This is a genomic window from Micromonospora sp. WMMD1155, assembly GCF_029581275.1.
GTDB lineage: Bacteria > Actinomycetota > Actinomycetes > Mycobacteriales > Micromonosporaceae > Micromonospora.
Genome location: NZ_CP120742.1, coordinates 1,156,453 through 1,172,072 on the forward strand (window position 1 = coordinate 1,156,453; position 15,620 = coordinate 1,172,072).

Below are 15,620 nucleotides of genomic sequence, written 5' to 3' on the forward strand. Positions count from 1 at the left end.
TCGCACGTGTGGGGTCGCCCGTCGGTCAGTCCGCGTCGCCGCGTAGACCGACCAGGACCTCCTCCAGCTCGTCCGGCTTGACCAGCACGTCGCGTGCCTTCGACCCCTCGGACGGCCCGACCACGCCACGGGTCTCCATCAGGTCCATCAGGCGTCCCGCCTTCGCGAAACCGACCCGCAGCTTGCGTTGAAGCATCGAGGTCGAGCCGAACTGCGAGGTGACGACCAACTCCACCGCCTGCACCAGCAGGTCGAGGTCGTCGCCGATGTCCTCGTCGATCTTCTTCTTGTTGTCCTGCGCCGGGGTCAGCACGTCCGGGCGGAACTCCGGCTCGCGCTGGTCCTTGCAGAACTTCACCACGTCGGCGATCTCCCGCTCGGTGACCCAGGCGCCCTGGATGCGGACCGGCTTGGAGGCCCCCATCGGCAGGAAGAGCCCGTCGCCACGGCCGAGCAGTTTCTCCGCGCCCGGCTGGTCGAGGATGACCCGCGAGTCCGCGAGCGAAGAGGTGGCGAACGCCAGCCGGGACGGCACGTTCGCCTTGATCAGACCGGTCACCACGTCGACCGAGGGGCGCTGGGTGGCCAGGACCAGGTGGATGCCGGCGGCACGGGCCAGCTGGGTGATCCGGACGACCGAGTCCTCCACGTCGCGCGGCGCGACCATCATCAGGTCGGCCAGCTCGTCCACGATCACCAGCAGGTACGGGTACGGGCGCATCTCCCGTTCGCTGCCCGGCGGGGCCTTGATCTCGCCGTTGCGGACCTTGCGGTTGAAGTCGTCGATGTGCCGGACCCCGTTGGCCGCGAGGTCGTCGTAGCGCATGTCCATCTCGCGGACCACCCAGTCCAGCGAGTCGGCCGCCTTCTTCGCGTTGGTCACGATCGGGGTGACCAGGTGCGGGATGCCCTCGTAGCCGGTCATCTCGACCCGCTTCGGGTCGATCAGCAGCAGCCTCACCTCGTCCGGGGTCGCCCGGGTGAGGATGGACACCAGCAGGGTGTTGAGGCAGCTCGACTTGCCCGCGCCGGTGGCGCCCGCGATCAGGATGTGCGGCATCTTCGCGAGGTTGGCCACCACGTAGCCGCCCTCGATGTCCTTGCCGAGCGCCACCACCATCGGGTGGTGGTCGCTGGTCGCCGCCCGGGAGCGCAGCACGTCACCGAGGGCGACGTTCTCCGGGTCGGTGTTCGGGATCTCCACGCCGACCGCGCTCTTGCCCGGGATCGGACTGAGGATCCGCACGTCCGGCGACTTCACCGCGTACGCGATGTTGCGGGACAGCTGGGTGATCCGCTCGACCTTGACGCCGTGCCCCAACTCCACCTCGTAGCGGGTGACCGTCGGACCCCGGGTGAAGCCGGTGACGGCGGCGTCCACGTCGAACTGGTCGAAGACGCCGGTCAGCGCGGCGATCACCTCGTCGTTGGCCTTGCTGCGGGTCTTGGGCGCGGCCCCGCTGCTGAGCATGTTGGCCGGCGGCAGCGTGTAGTCGCCGGCCAACCCGGTCAACGCGAGCTGCTCGGCCCGGGTCGGCGCGGGCGAGTGCTCCGGCGGCTCGACCGGCGGCTTGCGACTCGCCGGCACCTTCGCGGGCGACTTGCGCGGCAGCACCATGGTCTCCTGGAGGTCCGCGCCGTCCAGGTCCTCGAAGTCGTCCGGGTCGATCGGCGGAGGCATCCGCTTCCCCGGCCGCTTGCGCGCGGGCCGCGCGGCCGACTCGTCGGTCTCCTCCTCGGCGGCCTCCGGGGGCGCGACCAGCCCACCGGCGAGCAGGCCCAACCGCTCCGGGATCTTGTTGATCGGCGTGGCGGTGACCACGAGCAGGCCGAAGAGCAACAGCAGGACCAGCAGAGGTACGGCCACCCAGGCGGTCACCGCCCGTTCCAGCAACCCGCCCACACCGGCGCCGACCAGGCCCCCGGCGAAGTCACGCTCCACGGTGTCCACCGGGTCCTGACCGATCTGGAGCAGCGCGGCCGTCGCCACCAGCAGCGAACCCCACCCGATCAGACCACGCCCCCGGTGCTCCGGATCGGCCGGCTGACGCATCAGCCGCCACGCCCCGATCATCAGCAGCACCGGCACGACCACCGAGATCGCGCCCAGGAACAGCCGGATCGAGTCGGCCAGCCGCGCGCCGACCGGGCCCGCTCCGGAGAACCAGAGCGCCACCGCGGAGAGCAGGGCGAGCCCGAACAGCAGCAGCCCGGCGCCGTCTCGGCGGTGCTCCGGGTCGAGGTCACGGGCCGAGGCGGCCTGCCGACCGGCGGCGCGCACCGCCCAACCCATGCCGTGTGCCAGACCCATCCACAGTGCGCCCACCGCGCGGCCCACGTAGACGGCCGGGCCGGGTCGGGTCGGCGCGGTGCGACGCCGGACCGGCGCCCGGGTCTTCTTGGCCGGTTGACGGGCACGACTGTTGGTGCCACCGCGCGGCGACGCGCCGCGCCGCCGGCTCGCCTGAGAGGTACGGCCCGCCATAGAGTCACGGTAACGGTGGGGCCGGGCAGATCCCCGCTTTTCCGGGTCGTGTCCGCGCGTCGCAACACGAACCCCACCGCCGGTCGTGATATCCGCCTCAGAAGGGATGCCCGCATGGCGTCGCCGGACATCGCGAGCGATCCGGACGACCCGCTGGCCGGGCACCCGGGTGCGGTGCGTCCGCTGAGCGGCGAACTGGTCAACGCGGTGCTCGCCGCCCGTGGCCGCCCCGTCGGCCGGAGCGTGGACGGCGAACTGGTGGGCCGCTTCGACGACAACCTGATCTGGTTCCTCCTCCTCGGCGACGACGGCGAGCTGCTCCAGGTCCGCACCATGGTCACCACCACCTTCGGAATCGAACAGGTGCCCGCCCTGTACGCCTTCTGCAACTCGTGGAACCACGACCGGCTCTGGCCCAAGGCGTTCACGCACGTGGACGACGACGGTCGCGCCCGCGTCTACGGCGAGGTGATCACCGACCTGGAACGGGGGGTGACCCCGCACCAGCTCGACCGACTGCTCGACTGTGGCATCACCACCGGCTGCCAACTCGCCGTGGCGGTCCGCCGACTGCCCGGTGCGGTGCCGTCGTGAGCGGCCGGGACGAGTTCACCGGCACCCCGCCCACCGGTGCCGGTGGGCGCCTCGCGCACTCTCGCGTACCGGCGCTGGAGTCCGCGCTCGCCGACGCCCGGGACATGCCCGACGGCCCGGCCCGGCGGGTGGCCCTGGAACGGCTCGCCGAGCGGGCCGACGCGTGCGGCGACGTCCGCTCCGGGGTGGACGCACGGTTCGCGTTGATCGAGGCGTACCTGCTCGACGGGGAGCGGTGGCGCCTGGTCGAACCGGTCCGGCGCTGCCGGGCCGCCGCCGACCACCGGCCCGAGGTGCTCACCCACGTCGAGACCGGGCTGCTGCTGCGCTACCAGCGGTACGCCGTGGAGGCGCTGCTCGGCACCCCCCGGGTCGGGTTGGACCAGACCCGGTCCCTGCTGCACGACCTGGCCCATCGGGTCGGTGTGGACGGTCCGGACACGCCGACCGTCGCGGAACTGCACTGCCGGATCGCCGACCACCTGGGCGACGAACCCACCGCCCGCCACTGGTACGAGCGGTGGTCGGGCAGCCGGCCCGGCCCGGCCGGCGGCTGCCCCGGCTGCGCATCGGCCCGACGCGCGGAGCTGCTGACCGGCTGGGGCGAGTGGCGGGCCGCGCTCGACGAGCTACGGGACTCCGACGGCGACCCGGCGGCCTGCACCGACCAACCCGAACGGAACCTGGTCGCCGCCCTGCTACCGGCCCTGCGGGGTGGCGAGCCGGAACGGGCCGCGGCGGCACACGTCCGGGCGTACCGCAGGCACCGGCGCGACCGTGCCGCGTTCCCGCACCTCGCCGCGCACCTGCGGTTCTGTGCGCTCGGCGGGCACCTGGAACGCGGGCTGACCATCCTGACCGAACAGCTGCCCCGGCTGGACCGGCCCACCGACGACCTGGCCGCGATGGAGTTCGCCGCCGCCGGAGCGCTGGTCTGCGCACTGGCCGACGAGGCCGGCCTCGGCCGGCGGACCCTGCCCCGCCCCGCGTACGGCGATCGACCCGCCACCGAGCCGGACGTGTCCACACTCGGCGCGCTGCTGGTCGGGGTGGCCGGTGACCTGGCCGGCAGCTTCGACGCCCGCAACGGCACCGGCCACCACTCCGGCCGGATGGCCGCCTGGCTCGCCGAGCGTCCGCTCGCGACACCGGTCCCGCTGCCCCCCGACGACGAGCCGGGCGGGGCCGCCGAGCCGGACGCCGACACGTCCGACGAGGAGACCCGCACCGACGAGCTGATGGCGTTGACCCTCGACATGATCACCGAAGTACTGACCGGGCGCGGCGACCAGTACGTGGTGGAAGGGGGCGACACGGTGGTCGGCCGGTGGGGTTCGGTGGTGATCCAGTTCCGGCGGGCCGGCGAACGCGGTGAGGTGCTGCACGCCCGGTCCATGGCCGCCCGTCGGCTGCCGGTGACCCGCCGCTCCGAGGCGTACGCCTTCTGCAACGCCTGGAACCACGACCGGCTGCTGCCCAAGGCGTACACGCACGACCTCGGCGAGGAGTTGGTGCTGGCCGGCGACGTGGCCACCGACCTGACCCACGGGGTCACCCCGGCGCAGCTCACGGTGCTGGTGGAGGCCGCCATCGCCACCGGCGTCGCCTATGCCGAGGCGGTCGCCGCGCTCGCCTGACCCCGCACACGCCGACGCCGGCCCACCCCGTCGAAGGCGGACCGGCGTCGGCGGACGTTGCTCAGACCTCGACCACGGTGGGCACGATCATCGGGCGACGCCGGTACGCGTCGTTGACCCACCGGCCCACCGTCCGACGAACGATCTGCTGAAGCTGGTGCGGATCGGTGATGCCGTCCGCCGCAGCCCGGTTGAGTGCCTCGGTGACCAGCGGGATGACCGGGTTGAACGCCTCCGGGTCCTCGGAGAAGCCCTTCGCCGACAGCGTCGGACCGGCGACCACCTTGCCGGTGACCGAGTCGACGACGACAGTGGTGGCGATGAAGCCGCCGTCACCGAGGATCCGCCGCTCGGTGAGCAGCGACTCGCTGACGTCACCCACGGCCAGGCCGTCGACGTAGACGTAGCGGCTCTTCACGTGCCCGACCAGGCTGGCGCGGCCCTCGACCAGGTCGACCACGTCGCCGTCCTCGCAGATCACCACCCGGTCGGCGGCGACCCCGGACTCGATGCCCAGCCGGGCGTGGGCGCGCAGGTGACGCCACTCGCCGTGCACGGGCATCAGGTTGCTGGGCCGGACCACGTTGAGCAGGTAGAGCAGCTCCCCGGCGGGCGCGTGCCCGGAGACGTGCACCTTCGCCACGTCCTTGTGCACGACCACCGCGCCGGCCCGGGCCAGCCGGTTGATCACCCGGTAGACCGAGGTCTCGTTGCCGGGCACCAGCGAAGAGGCCAGCACGACGGTGTCACCGGGGGCGATGGTGATGTGCCGGTGGTCGCCGCTGGCCATCCGGCCCAGCGCGCTCATCGGCTCACCCTGCGATCCGGTGGACATCAGCACGATCTGCTCGGGCGGCAGCGTGGTCGCCTCCTCGATCCCGATGACCAGGCCGGCGGGAATGTTGAGCAGGCCGAGGTCCCGGGCGATGCCCATGTTGCGGACCATGGACCGGCCGATCAGCGCGACCTTGCGGCCGTGCTCGACGGCGGAGTCGAACACCTGCTGCACGCGGTGCACGTGCGAGGCGAACGAGGCCACGATGATCCGGCCCTTCGCCTTCGCGAAGATCGAGTCGAGCACCGGCCCGATCTCCCGCTCCGGGGTGACGAAGCCGGGGATCTCGGCGTTGGTGGAGTCGGACAGCAGCAGGTCGACGCCTTCCGCGCCGAGCCGGGCGAAGCCGGCCAGGTCGGTGATCCGGCCGTCCAACGGGAGCTGGTCCATCTTGAAGTCGCCGGTGTGCAGCACCAGGCCGGCGGGGGTGCGGATGGCCACGGCGAGGGCGTCCGGGATCGAGTGGTTGACAGCGAAGAACTCGCACTCGAACGGGCCGAGCCGCTCGCGGCCACCCTCCCGCACGGTCAGCGTGTACGGCTGGATCCGCCGCTCGGCCAGCTTCGCCTCGACTAGGGCGAGGGTGAACTGGGACCCGACCAGCGGGATGTCGGGCTTGTGGGCGAGCAGGTAGGGCACCGCGCCGATGTGGTCCTCGTGGCCGTGCGTCAGCACGATCGCCTGGACGTCGGCCAGCCGGTCCAGGATCGGGCCGAAGTCGGGCAGGATCAGGTCCACACCCGGCTGCTCGACGTCGGGGAACAGGACCCCGCAGTCGACGATCAGCAGCTTGCCGTCGTACTCGAAGACGGTCATGTTCCGACCGATGGCGCCGAGCCCGCCGAGCGGGATGATCCGCAGGCCGCCTTCCGGCAGTGGCGGGGGCAGCTCCGCCTCGATGTGCGCCTCGGTCACGCGTCCACCTCAATCTGCGACGCCGTCACTCGGCGTCCGTCGTGTCGTTTGGTCATTCGGGCAGCTCCAGGCCCGCTGCCGCGAAGTCCGCGCGCAGCTGGGCGATCTCGTCGTCGGTGGCGTCCACCAGCGGGGGTCGCACCGGGCCGGCCGGCAGGCCCTGCGCCGCCAGGCCCGCCTTCACCAGGATCGTGCCCTGGGTGCGGAAGATGCCGGTGAACAGCGGCAGCAGCCGCCGGTGCAGCGCCAGCGCGGCAGGCATGTCCGCCGCGTCGTACGCGTCGATCATCTGTGCGGTCAGCGCCCCGGTGAAGTGCGTGGAGGTGCCGACCACACCCACCGAGCCGACGGCCAGCGCCGGCAGGGTGAGGGCGTCCTCGCCGCAGTAGAAGGCGAGGGCGGTCCGGCTGGTCACCCAGCTGGTGGCGGTCAGGTCGCCCTTGGCGTCCTTGACCGCGACGATCCGGCCGTGCTCGGCGAGCCGGACCAACGTCTCGGTCTCGATCGGCACACCGGAGCGGTGCGGGATGTCGTACAGCATCACCGGCAGACCGGTGGCGTCGGCCACCGCGGTGAAGTGCCGCAGCAACCCGCTCTGCGGCGGCTTGTTGTAGTACGGAGTGACGACGAGCAGGCCGTGCGCGCCCGCCTTCTCGGCGCCGGCGGCCAGCTCGATGGTGTGCCGGGTGTCGTTGGTGCCGACCCCGGCGACCACCTTGGCGCGGTCACCGACGGCCTCCACCACGGCCCGGATCAGGTGTTCCTTCTCGGCGTCGGTGGTGGTCGGCGACTCGCCGGTGGTGCCGTTGACCACCAGCGCGTCGTTGCCCTGCTCGTCGACCAGGTGGCTCGCCAACCGGGCGGCACCGTCGAGGTCGAGTGAGCCGTCGGGGGTGAACGGGCTCACCATCGCGGTGAGCAGCCGGCCGAAGGGGCGGGACACCGGTCGGACAGCGGCGTCGAGGTGGTCGTGCGTCATACCCTCCAACCTAGCGGACGACCAGCCGGGGCCCGCCGGGGAAGGGCTCAGGACGCCTCGTGCGGGCTGGCCGCCACCTCGGTGCCGTCCGGCAGCGTGGAGATCACGAAATCGGCGAAGACGTTGGGGGCGACACCCTGCAGCTGGCGCAGGCACTCCACGGCCAGCTCGCGGATCTCCACATCGGCGTGCTCGGTGGCCCGCATCGCGACGAAGTGCCGCCACGCCCGGTAGTTGCCGGTGACCACGATCCGCGTCTCGGTGGCGTTGGGCAGCACCGCCCGAGCCGCCTGCCGGGCCTGCTTGCGGCGCAGCGTCGGGTTCGGCTCGTCGGAGAAGCGCTGTTCCAGGCCCTCCAACAACTCGGTGTACGCCCGGACGCTCGCCTCGGCGGCCTCGGTGAACTTCTTGTGCAGCTCGGGGTCGTCGGCGATGACCGCCGGCTCGACCATGGCCGCGTCCCGCTCTGGGACGTACCGCTGCGACAGCTGGGAGTACGAGAAGTGCCGGTGCCGGATCAGCTCGTGGGTGAACGAGCGGGACACCCCGGTGAAGTAGAAGGTGACCGACCCGTGCTCCAGCACCGACAGGTGCCCGACCTCCAGGATGTGCGCGAGGTAGCCGGCGTTGGTGGCGGTCGCCGGGTTCGGCTTCTTCCAGGACTGGTAGCAGGCCCGCCCGGCGAACTCGGCGAGCGCCTGGCCACCCTCCGCGTCGGTCGACCACGGCACATCGTCCGGGGCCGCGAACTGGGTCCACGCGATCAACTTGACCTGGGGCTGCACCATCTCCGGCATTCCTGGGACTGTAGTGGCGCGGCCCCTTTCGGCCCAACTCAGGCGCGCACCGTGCAATCTCGATCACTAGGCGGTGGCGGAGCCGATCGAGCGCCCGAGCGGGGGCGGGGTGCCCGCGCCTCGTCGTCGGAGCCGGGGCGGAGGCCTTCATGGGCGTCCTGTGGAGCTGAATCGTTTACGACATCAGCCTCGCGGAAGGGCCGCCCGAGTCGACGGCCTCGCGAACGGGCGGCCGAGTCGACGAGCCCCGTCCGAGTGCCCTGTCCGAGTGCCCTGTCCGAGTGCCCTGTCCGAGTGCCCCGTCAGCCGCTCCGACCGCAAGATCGCACAACATCATCGTGGATGTAGTCGCATGCAAGCCGCCCGCCACCACTGAATCCAGGATCGAGCACGATCTTGGGGCCCGGTACGCCTTGCGCCGCGCGTAGAGGACGCGGGTGCGCGGGCTCGCGGGTTCGCCGGTTGATCGACTCGGGTTCCCGGAAGTCGGGGTGTCCGAGGCGAGTGGATCGCCCGGTTTCCTGAACACCGAGTCGATCACTGCGTGGAGTGGCGTCGGGCGGGGCGGCGTCGGGCGGAGCGGCGTCGGGCGGGGCGGCGTCGGACGGGGCGGCGTCGGACGGCGGCGGGCGGGGCGGCGTCGGACGGGGCGGCGTCGGACGGCGGCGGGCGGGGCGACGTCGGACGGCGGCGGGCGGGGCGGCGTCGGACGGCGTGGGGTGGCGCGGCACAGCGGAGGAAGCGGCAGGTGATGTCGTAAACGATTCAGCTCCACAGGACGCCCGGACAACGCATGCCGGCCGAGCGGCGCGTCCGGCCGAGCGGCGCGTCCGGCCGAGCGGCGCGTCCGGCCGAGCGGCGCGTCCGGCCGAGCGCGCCCCTTGAGGAGCGGCACGTCGGGCAGCGGGCGCTCAGACGTAGAGCGAGGTGAACGGCGCCCAGGGCAGGTTGCGCAGCACCGAGAACGCCAGCCACACACCCAGGAACCCGCCGATGACCTTCGAGCTGATCCGCAGCTCGGGCAGTCGCCAACCGAACGCCTGGTTTCCCGCCCAGGCCACGAAGAGGTACGCCAGGAACGGCAGCGCGAAGACGAACAGGAAGTGGTGTCGGGCGGCGGCCGGCAGGTCGCCGTGCAACACGTACCAGAGTGCGCGGGTACCGCCGCAGCCCGGACAGTCCAGCCCGGTGGTCAACTTGAGCAGACAGGTGGGTGCGGCGTCTGGGGCGGCGTGGGTCGGGTTGCTGAGCAGCGCGTAGCCCATCCCGATGGCGACACAGCCGACCGCGGCCAACGGCACGGCCCATCGCGGCGAGCGTTCGTAGATCCGCAGCACGAACCGGGTGAGCCGGTCCGGCTCGGGGGCCGGGTAGCCACCCGGCGGGGGCGTCGGCCAACCGACCGGACCCGCCTCGGCCGAAACCACGCCGGCCGAAACCGCGCCGGCCGAAACCGCGCCGGCCGAAACCGCGCCGGCCGGAACCGCGCCGGCCGCAGCGACGCCGGCCGGAACCGCAGCGGCCGAAACGAAGCCGGTCGCACCGGCATCAGCCGACGTCACGCCCGTCGGGCCCACGGCGGTCGTGTCGGTCGGCAGCGTGTGCACCGCCCCGGGGGCGGGCTGCGGCTCGTCGGCCGGTCCGGAAGGGCTCGTCACGCGCTCACGGTACACCGGACACGCCGGCCAGCGCGGCGCTCAGCGGGCCGGCCAGGTCACCGGCCTGGGGCGGGGCCACCGCGTCCAGGCCGAGCCAGCCGGCGAGCCGGTACAGCTCGGCGGCGAGCGCCACTGCGGTCTCCCCCGCGTCGACGCCCGGCTCGACCCACGCGGCCGGCACCAGCAGCACCCCCGCCTTGCGGTCGGCCTTCAGGTCGACCCGGGCGGTGAACCGGTCGCCCTGCAGGAACGGCAGCACGTAGTAGCCGTAGACCCGCTGGGGCGCCGGGACGTAGATCTCGATCCGGTAGGTGAAGTCGAACAGCCGCTCGGTGCGGGCGCGTTCCCAGATCAGCGGGTCGAACGGGCTGACCAGGGTGTTGCCCCGGACCCAACGGGGCAGGCGGGCGGACGCGTGCAGCCAGGCCGGCTGACGCCAGCCCGCCACCGTGACCGGCACCAGCTCACCGGCCTCGGCCAGCTCCGCGACGGCCTGCCGGGCACCGGCCACCGGCAGCCGGAAGTAGTCGCGCAGCTCCGGCTCGGCGGCCACCCCGAGCGACCGCGCGGCGAGGGCCACCAGCGTGCGGTACGCCTCGGCGGCGGTCGGGGTCGGTGCGTCCAGCACCGCCGCGGGCAGCACCCGCTCGGGCAGGTCGTAGCGGCGGGCGAAGGAGGTGGTGCGCTCGGCGGCGGCCACCTCGCCGGCCCAGAAGAGGAACTCCAACGCCTGCTTCACCGCCGACCAGTTCCACCCCCAGTTGCCGGTCTCCCGTGGCGCGTCGTGCTCGATCTCGGCAGCCGTCAACGGGCCCCGGGCGGCCACCTCGTCGCGCACCCAGGCGACCAGCTCCGGCTGCTCCTGGGCGATCCGCCGCATGCCGCCCCACGCTTCGCTGCGCGCCCGGGCCATCCGCCACCGCAGCGCCGGGTGCAGCTCGACCGGGACCAGCGACGCCTCGTGACCCCAGTATTCGAACACCTCGCGGGGGCGCCGGTAGGCGGCCTGGTCGAGGAGCGTCGTCGGGTAGGGCCCGAGCCGACTGTAGAGCGGCAGGTAGTGAGCGCGTTGCAGCACGTTCACCGAGTCCATCTGGATCAACCCGACCCGGCCCAGCACCCGGCGCAGGTGGCGGCGGGTGGGCACGCCGGTGGGCGCCGGGTCGGCGAAGCCCTGGGCGGCGAGCGCCACGCGGCGGGCCTGGGCGAGGGAGAGCGATTCCGGTGCGGTCATCGTCGGCGACCCTAATTCATCGGTACGACGTCGGTGCGGGAAGCTGGACGCGACGGCCAACTGGGCATAGAACGGTGCAATGCTGACGATCCGCCGGGAGGAGCCGGACGACGCCGAGGCGGTCGCCCGGGTGCACGTACACGGCTGGCAGGCGGGCTACGCCGGCTTCATGCCCGACGAGGTGCTTCGGCGGCTGAACGTGGCGGCCTGGGCGCAACGCCGTCGCGACGTCGGGACCGCCGACCCCGAGCATCCGTTCACCACCCTTCTGGGCGAGGTGGACGGGCTGGTCGTCGGCTTCACCACCTTCGGGCCGTACCGCCGCAACCAGGACCGGGACGACCTGGACCCGACGGTCGGCGAGGTGGTGGCGATCTACGTGGAGCCGGCGCGCTGGGGTGACGGGACGGCCGCCGCGCTGCTGGCCGCCGCCCGACACGGGCTCACCGAGCGGGGCTGGTCCGGCTACCGCGCGTGGGTGCTGGCGGACAACCGGCGGGCCCGCCGGTTCTGCGAGCGCGCCGGGCTGTCACCGGACGGTGAGCGCTCGACCTACCAGGTGCCGCTGGCCGGCGGGATCCCGCCGGTCGGGCTGGTCGAGCTGCGGTACGCCGGACGCCTCGACCGCTGACCCGTCCGTCGTCGACCAACGGCGGATCGGCAGGAAGGCCAGCAGCGCCAGACTGACCCACACGTAGGCGTTGCTGCCCAGGAAGCCGTCGACGCCGGTGAAGTCCTTCTCCCAGAACCAGACGGTCCGGCTGATGAGCAACGCGTACCCGATGATCGCGGCGACGAGCACGACCCGCCGTCGGCGGCCGGCCGGCGCGGCCATCGCGTTGTCGACCAGCAGGATCAGCGCAGGCAGCAGCCAGACCAGGTGGTGAACCCAGGTGACCGGGCTGACCAGGCACATCACCGCACCGGTCAACGCCAGGCCGGTCGCCTCGTCACCGACCGCGACGGCGGCCCGGGACCGCCAGGCCCAGAGCGCCAGGGTGCCGAGCACCAGCAGCAGCCAGAGCACTGTGCTCGGGTGCTGCGGGTCGAGCCGGGCGACGACCCCGCGCAGCGACTGGTTGGAGACGAAGGCCAACTCGCCCACCCGACCGGTGTTCCACAGCGCCTCGGTCCAGAACTCCCGGGACGCGTCCGGGAAGAGCGCACCGGCCAGCAGTGTCACCGCGGCGGCGGTGCCGGAGGCGGTGAGAGCCGCCCGCCAGCGGCCGGTGACCAGCAGGTAGACGATGAAGACACCGGGGGTCAGTTTGATCGCGGTGGCGAGCCCGACACCCACCCCGGCCCAGCGGTTGCCGGTCGGCAGCAGCCGCAGCAGGTCCACCGCCACCAGGAAGAGCAGCAGGGTGTTGACCTGGCCGAAGTTGACCGTCTCGCGCATCGGTTCGAACGCGGCGGCCAGGCAGAGCGCCACGGCGAGCGCGAACCACCGGGTCCAGCCGGCGCGGCGGGCGATGGGGTCGACCAGCCACCAGATCAGCACCGTCGTGGTGACCACGCTGGCGAGCACGCTCACCACGATCGCGGCCGTCCACGGCAGGTACGCCATCGGCAGCATGACCAGGGCGGCGAACGGTGGATAGGTGAAGCCGTACTGGGTGTTCGGCTTGAGGTAGTCGTAGATCTCCCCGCCGTCGTGCACCCACCACGTCAACGCGCCGTAGTAGACCTTCAGGTCGAAGAAACCGTGGCGTACGGCGGCGACGGCGAGGAACGCGGCGACCGCCGCGGCGAGCACCACCACCCCGACGACCTGCGCAGTCGTCCGTTTGGCACCCTGCGCCACCGTCGCCTCCCTCGCCCTGCGTAGGCTTCCGTCCCATGGCTCTCGGGTACGTCCGCCCGGCGCGTCCCGAGGACGCCGGCGAGATCGCACGCATCCAGCTCGCGACCTGGCGGGTCGCGTACCGCCGGATCCTGCCTCGGCACGTGCTCGACAACCTGGACGAGGCGTTCCTCGCCCGGCGGTGGAGCGCGGCGGTGCTGGAGCCGCCCTCCGGCAGGCACCGGGTGCTGGTCGCCGTCGAACAGGCCGAGCAATCGTATCTGGTGGGGTTCGCCGCCTCCGGCCCGGCCGACGGCGAGGCCCTGGCCCCGGGTGAGCCGGCCGACGCGTTCGGCCCGGACGTGGCCGCCGTGACCGACCTGCTGGTCGAACCGCGCTGGGGTCGCCGGGGGCACGGCAGCCGACTGCTCGCCGCCGCCGTCGACCTGTGGCGCGAGGATGGGATGAGCCGGGCGGTGGCCTGGGCGTTCGACGGTGACGAGGCGACCCGGAAGTTCCTCACCAGCACCGGCTGGGAGCCCGATGGGGCGGCGCGCGCGCTGGACGTCGACGACATGCTGGTGCCTCAGGTGCGCCTGCACGTGGCGGTGCCGACCGAGCCACTCGCCGAGGACCGCCCCGGCGGGTGACCCGGCCGGGTCAGCCCTTGTCCGAGCCGTCGTTGGCGTCGCGGACGAAGTACCGCTGGAACACCACGAAGATGATCGCCACCGGGATGGTGGCCAGCAGCGCGGCGCCCAGCTTGAGCGGGTACTGGGTGCCCTTGCCGAGCGAGCCGCTGACCAGGTCGGCCAGGCCGCGCGGGAGGGTGAACAGGTCCGGGTCCTGCACCGACACGAGGCTGTGCGGGAACTCGTTCCAGGAGCCCTGGAACGACAGGATGGTCAGGGTGATCAGCGCCGGTTTCGCCATCGGCAGCACCACCGACCAGAAGGTGCGGAAGATGCTCGCCCCGTCGATCCGAGCGGCCTCCTCGACGCTGACCGGGATCGACTCGAAGAACTGCTTCATGATGAACACGCCCGCCGCGTCGGCCAGCAACGGCACCACCAGCCCGGCGTAGCTGTTGTAGATGCCGAGCTGGTTGAGCACCAGGAACTTCGGGATCAGCAGCACCACGCCGGGCACCGCCATCACCGCGATGACGGCCGCGAACAGCCCGCCCCGACCCCGGAACCGCAGCCGGGCGAGCGCGTAACCGGCGAGCGAGTCGAAGAACACCCGCCCGACGGTGACCAGCACCGTCACCAGCAGCGAGTTGCCCAGCCAGAGCGGAAAGTTGGTGCCGGCGAAGATCCGTTCGAAGCCGGCCAGCGTGAGCGGGTCGGGGAACGGCGACAGCGGATTCGCCGCCGCGTCGGGTTCGGTCTTGAGGGCGTTGCCGATCTGGATGACGAACGGGTAGAGGAACACCAACCCGAAGAAGACGAGCGTCGCGTACCCCAGGAAACGGGTGACCAGGGTGCGGGCCGCGCGGTGGTCGGGCCGCGCGGGCGCCGCCGGGCGGTCGGTGAGCACGGCCATCTCAGGACCTCTCCGGTACGCGCCGACGCGACCGGCCGCGTCGCGGCCGGTCGGTGTCCCGCTCGGCCAGCACGCGACGCTGGACCAGCGTGAGCACGATGATGATCAGGAACAGGATGAAGGAGATCGCCGCGCCGGAGCCGTAGTCGAAGTCCCGGAACGCGGTCCGGTACGACAGGTAGGCGGGGGTGAGCGTGGTCTTGGCCGGGTCGCCCTGGCTCATCACGTACACCTGGTCGAAGACCTGCCAGGAGCCGATCATGCCGAGGGTGAGCACCAGGAAGGTGGTGGGCCGCAGCAGCGGCAGGGTGACGTGCCGGAACCGCTGCCACCGGGACGCCCCGTCGAGGGTGCTGGCCTCGTCCAGCGCGACGGGCACGTTCTGCAACCCGGCCAGGAACATCAGCATGAACGTGCCGGACGTGGTCCAGACGACCAACGCGATGATCGAGATCATCGCCACGCTGGGGCCGGCCAGCCAGTCCCACCAGGTCAGCCCGAACGGGCCGCCGTCGGTCAGTGCCGCCGGTGGCGAGTCGACGCCGACCGCGCCGAACAGCAGGTGCAGTACGCCTCGGGAGTCGGCGAACCACTCCGGCCCGTCGATCCCGAAGAATCCGAGCAGCGCGTTCACCGCACCGGAGTTGGCGAAGAGGAACAGGAACACCACGCTGATCGCGACGGAGCTGGTGACCGAGGGGAAGTAGAAGGCGCTGCGGAAGAAGCTCTTGCCCTTGAGCATCCGGTTGTTGACGACCAGGGCCAGGCCGAGCGCGAGCACGGTCTGCGCCGGCACCACGATCGCCACGTAGTAGACGTTGTTGCGGATGCTCGTCATGAAGTCGCGGCGGGCCAGCCCGTCCTCGGCGAACAGCCGGGTGTAGTTGTCCGCGCCGACGAACGGGACGTCACCGGTGAAGGGGCTGCCCTGGCCGTTCCAGTCGGTCAGGCTGACCCAGAGCGCCATCAGGATCGGCAGCAGCAGGAACAGCCCCAGGATGACGATCACCGGCGCGACGAAGAGCCAGCCGGCGACTGTCTCGTCGCTCCGGATGCCGCCTCGGCGTCGGCGCGGCCCCGACCCCGGCGTGGTCGCCGCGGCGGTCAGTGTCTCGGTTGCCATCGTTCCTCCCTCCCTCTCTCGGGCCGACGTGCGGC

Annotated in this window: 13 protein-coding genes; 4 read left to right on the top strand and 9 right to left on the bottom strand. The window is 72.3% G+C overall.

Annotated elements, in window-relative coordinates:
- Positions 1-25: 25 nt before the first annotated feature.
- Complete coding sequence (locus tag O7617_RS05015; RefSeq protein ID WP_282261828.1) at positions 26-2,485, bottom strand: DNA translocase FtsK; 2,460 nt, start codon at positions 2,483-2,485, stop codon at positions 26-28.
- 114 nt (positions 2,486-2,599) lie between these two features.
- Between O7617_RS05015 and O7617_RS05020 the strand changes: the two genes are divergently transcribed.
- Positions 2,600-3,079 (top strand): YbjN domain-containing protein, encoded by a 480-nt coding sequence (locus tag O7617_RS05020; protein ID WP_282261829.1) that lies wholly within the window; start codon positions 2,600-2,602, stop codon positions 3,077-3,079.
- Positions 3,080-3,183: 104 nt separating this feature from the next.
- A complete protein-coding gene (locus O7617_RS05025) occupies positions 3,184-4,716 on the top strand; it encodes a YbjN domain-containing protein (RefSeq protein WP_282264638.1) in 1,533 nt (510 codons plus the stop codon).
- A 61-nt stretch (positions 4,717-4,777) separates the two neighbouring features.
- Here O7617_RS05025 and O7617_RS05030 read toward each other — a convergent pair whose 3' ends face one another.
- The 5 genes from O7617_RS05030 to O7617_RS05050 all read right to left on the bottom strand — a co-directional run bounded on the left by O7617_RS05030 (position 4,778) and on the right by O7617_RS05050 (position 11,134).
- Positions 4,778-6,466, bottom strand: coding sequence for a ribonuclease J (locus O7617_RS05030; protein WP_282261830.1), 1,689 nt, complete (start codon positions 6,464-6,466; stop codon positions 4,778-4,780).
- Positions 6,467-6,518: 52 nt separating this feature from the next.
- Positions 6,519-7,445, bottom strand: coding sequence for a 4-hydroxy-tetrahydrodipicolinate synthase (gene dapA, locus O7617_RS05035; RefSeq protein WP_282261831.1), 927 nt, complete (start codon positions 7,443-7,445; stop codon positions 6,519-6,521).
- A gap of 47 nt (positions 7,446-7,492) precedes the next feature.
- Complete coding sequence (gene thyX / locus O7617_RS05040) at positions 7,493-8,233, bottom strand: FAD-dependent thymidylate synthase (protein ID WP_145785820.1); 741 nt, start codon at positions 8,231-8,233, stop codon at positions 7,493-7,495.
- Between the two features lie 920 nt (positions 8,234-9,153).
- Positions 9,154-9,669: a DUF2752 domain-containing protein gene (locus O7617_RS05045; RefSeq protein ID WP_282264639.1), complete on the bottom strand. Its 516-nt coding sequence runs from the start codon at positions 9,667-9,669 to the stop codon at positions 9,154-9,156.
- Positions 9,670-9,904: 235 nt separating this feature from the next.
- A complete protein-coding gene (locus tag O7617_RS05050; protein WP_282261832.1) occupies positions 9,905-11,134 on the bottom strand; it encodes a crosslink repair DNA glycosylase YcaQ family protein in 1,230 nt (409 codons plus the stop codon).
- 79 nt (positions 11,135-11,213) lie between these two features.
- Between O7617_RS05050 and O7617_RS05055 the strand changes: the two genes are divergently transcribed.
- Positions 11,214-11,765, top strand: coding sequence for a GNAT family N-acetyltransferase (locus tag O7617_RS05055; protein ID WP_282261834.1), 552 nt, complete (start codon positions 11,214-11,216; stop codon positions 11,763-11,765).
- On the opposite strand, the gene O7617_RS05060 is transcribed toward O7617_RS05055, so the two are convergent.
- Positions 11,664-12,938, bottom strand: a complete 1,275-nt coding sequence (locus O7617_RS05060) for a glycosyltransferase family 87 protein (RefSeq protein ID WP_282261836.1) — start codon at positions 12,936-12,938, stop codon at positions 11,664-11,666. The two genes, O7617_RS05055 and O7617_RS05060, sit on opposite strands and share 102 nt — an antisense overlap.
- A gap of 35 nt (positions 12,939-12,973) precedes the next feature.
- Between O7617_RS05060 and O7617_RS05065 the strand changes: the two genes are divergently transcribed.
- On the top strand, positions 12,974-13,567 hold the full coding sequence (locus O7617_RS05065) for a GNAT family N-acetyltransferase (RefSeq protein ID WP_282261837.1): 594 nt from the start codon (positions 12,974-12,976) through the stop codon (positions 13,565-13,567).
- 10 nt (positions 13,568-13,577) lie between these two features.
- On the opposite strand, the gene O7617_RS05070 is transcribed toward O7617_RS05065, so the two are convergent.
- Complete coding sequence (locus O7617_RS05070; RefSeq protein WP_282261838.1) at positions 13,578-14,462, bottom strand: carbohydrate ABC transporter permease; 885 nt, start codon at positions 14,460-14,462, stop codon at positions 13,578-13,580.
- A 1-nt stretch (position 14,463) separates the two neighbouring features.
- Positions 14,464-15,585, bottom strand: coding sequence for a sugar ABC transporter permease (locus O7617_RS05075; RefSeq protein ID WP_282261840.1), 1,122 nt, complete (start codon positions 15,583-15,585; stop codon positions 14,464-14,466).
- Positions 15,586-15,620 lie beyond the last annotated feature (35 nt).

Bases quoted from the DNA above. Each gene is read 5' to 3' on its own strand.
- O7617_RS05015 (WP_282261828.1), bottom strand. From the start codon at position 2,485: ATGGCGGGCCGTACCTCTCAGGCGAGCCGGCGGCGCGGCGCGTCGCCG.
- O7617_RS05020 (WP_282261829.1), top strand. From the start codon at position 2,600: ATGGCGTCGCCGGACATCGCGAGCGATCCGGACGACCCGCTGGCCGGG.
- O7617_RS05025 (WP_282264638.1), top strand. From the start codon at position 3,184: ATGCCCGACGGCCCGGCCCGGCGGGTGGCCCTGGAACGGCTCGCCGAG.
- dapA (WP_282261831.1), bottom strand. From the start codon at position 7,445: ATGACGCACGACCACCTCGACGCCGCTGTCCGACCGGTGTCCCGCCCC.
- thyX (WP_145785820.1), bottom strand. From the start codon at position 8,233: ATGGTGCAGCCCCAGGTCAAGTTGATCGCGTGGACCCAGTTCGCGGCC.
- O7617_RS05050 (WP_282261832.1), bottom strand. From the start codon at position 11,134: ATGACCGCACCGGAATCGCTCTCCCTCGCCCAGGCCCGCCGCGTGGCG.
- O7617_RS05055 (WP_282261834.1), top strand. From the start codon at position 11,214: ATGCTGACGATCCGCCGGGAGGAGCCGGACGACGCCGAGGCGGTCGCC.
- O7617_RS05065 (WP_282261837.1), top strand. From the start codon at position 12,974: ATGGCTCTCGGGTACGTCCGCCCGGCGCGTCCCGAGGACGCCGGCGAG.
- O7617_RS05070 (WP_282261838.1), bottom strand. From the start codon at position 14,462: ATGGCCGTGCTCACCGACCGCCCGGCGGCGCCCGCGCGGCCCGACCAC.
- O7617_RS05075 (WP_282261840.1), bottom strand. From the start codon at position 15,585: ATGGCAACCGAGACACTGACCGCCGCGGCGACCACGCCGGGGTCGGGG.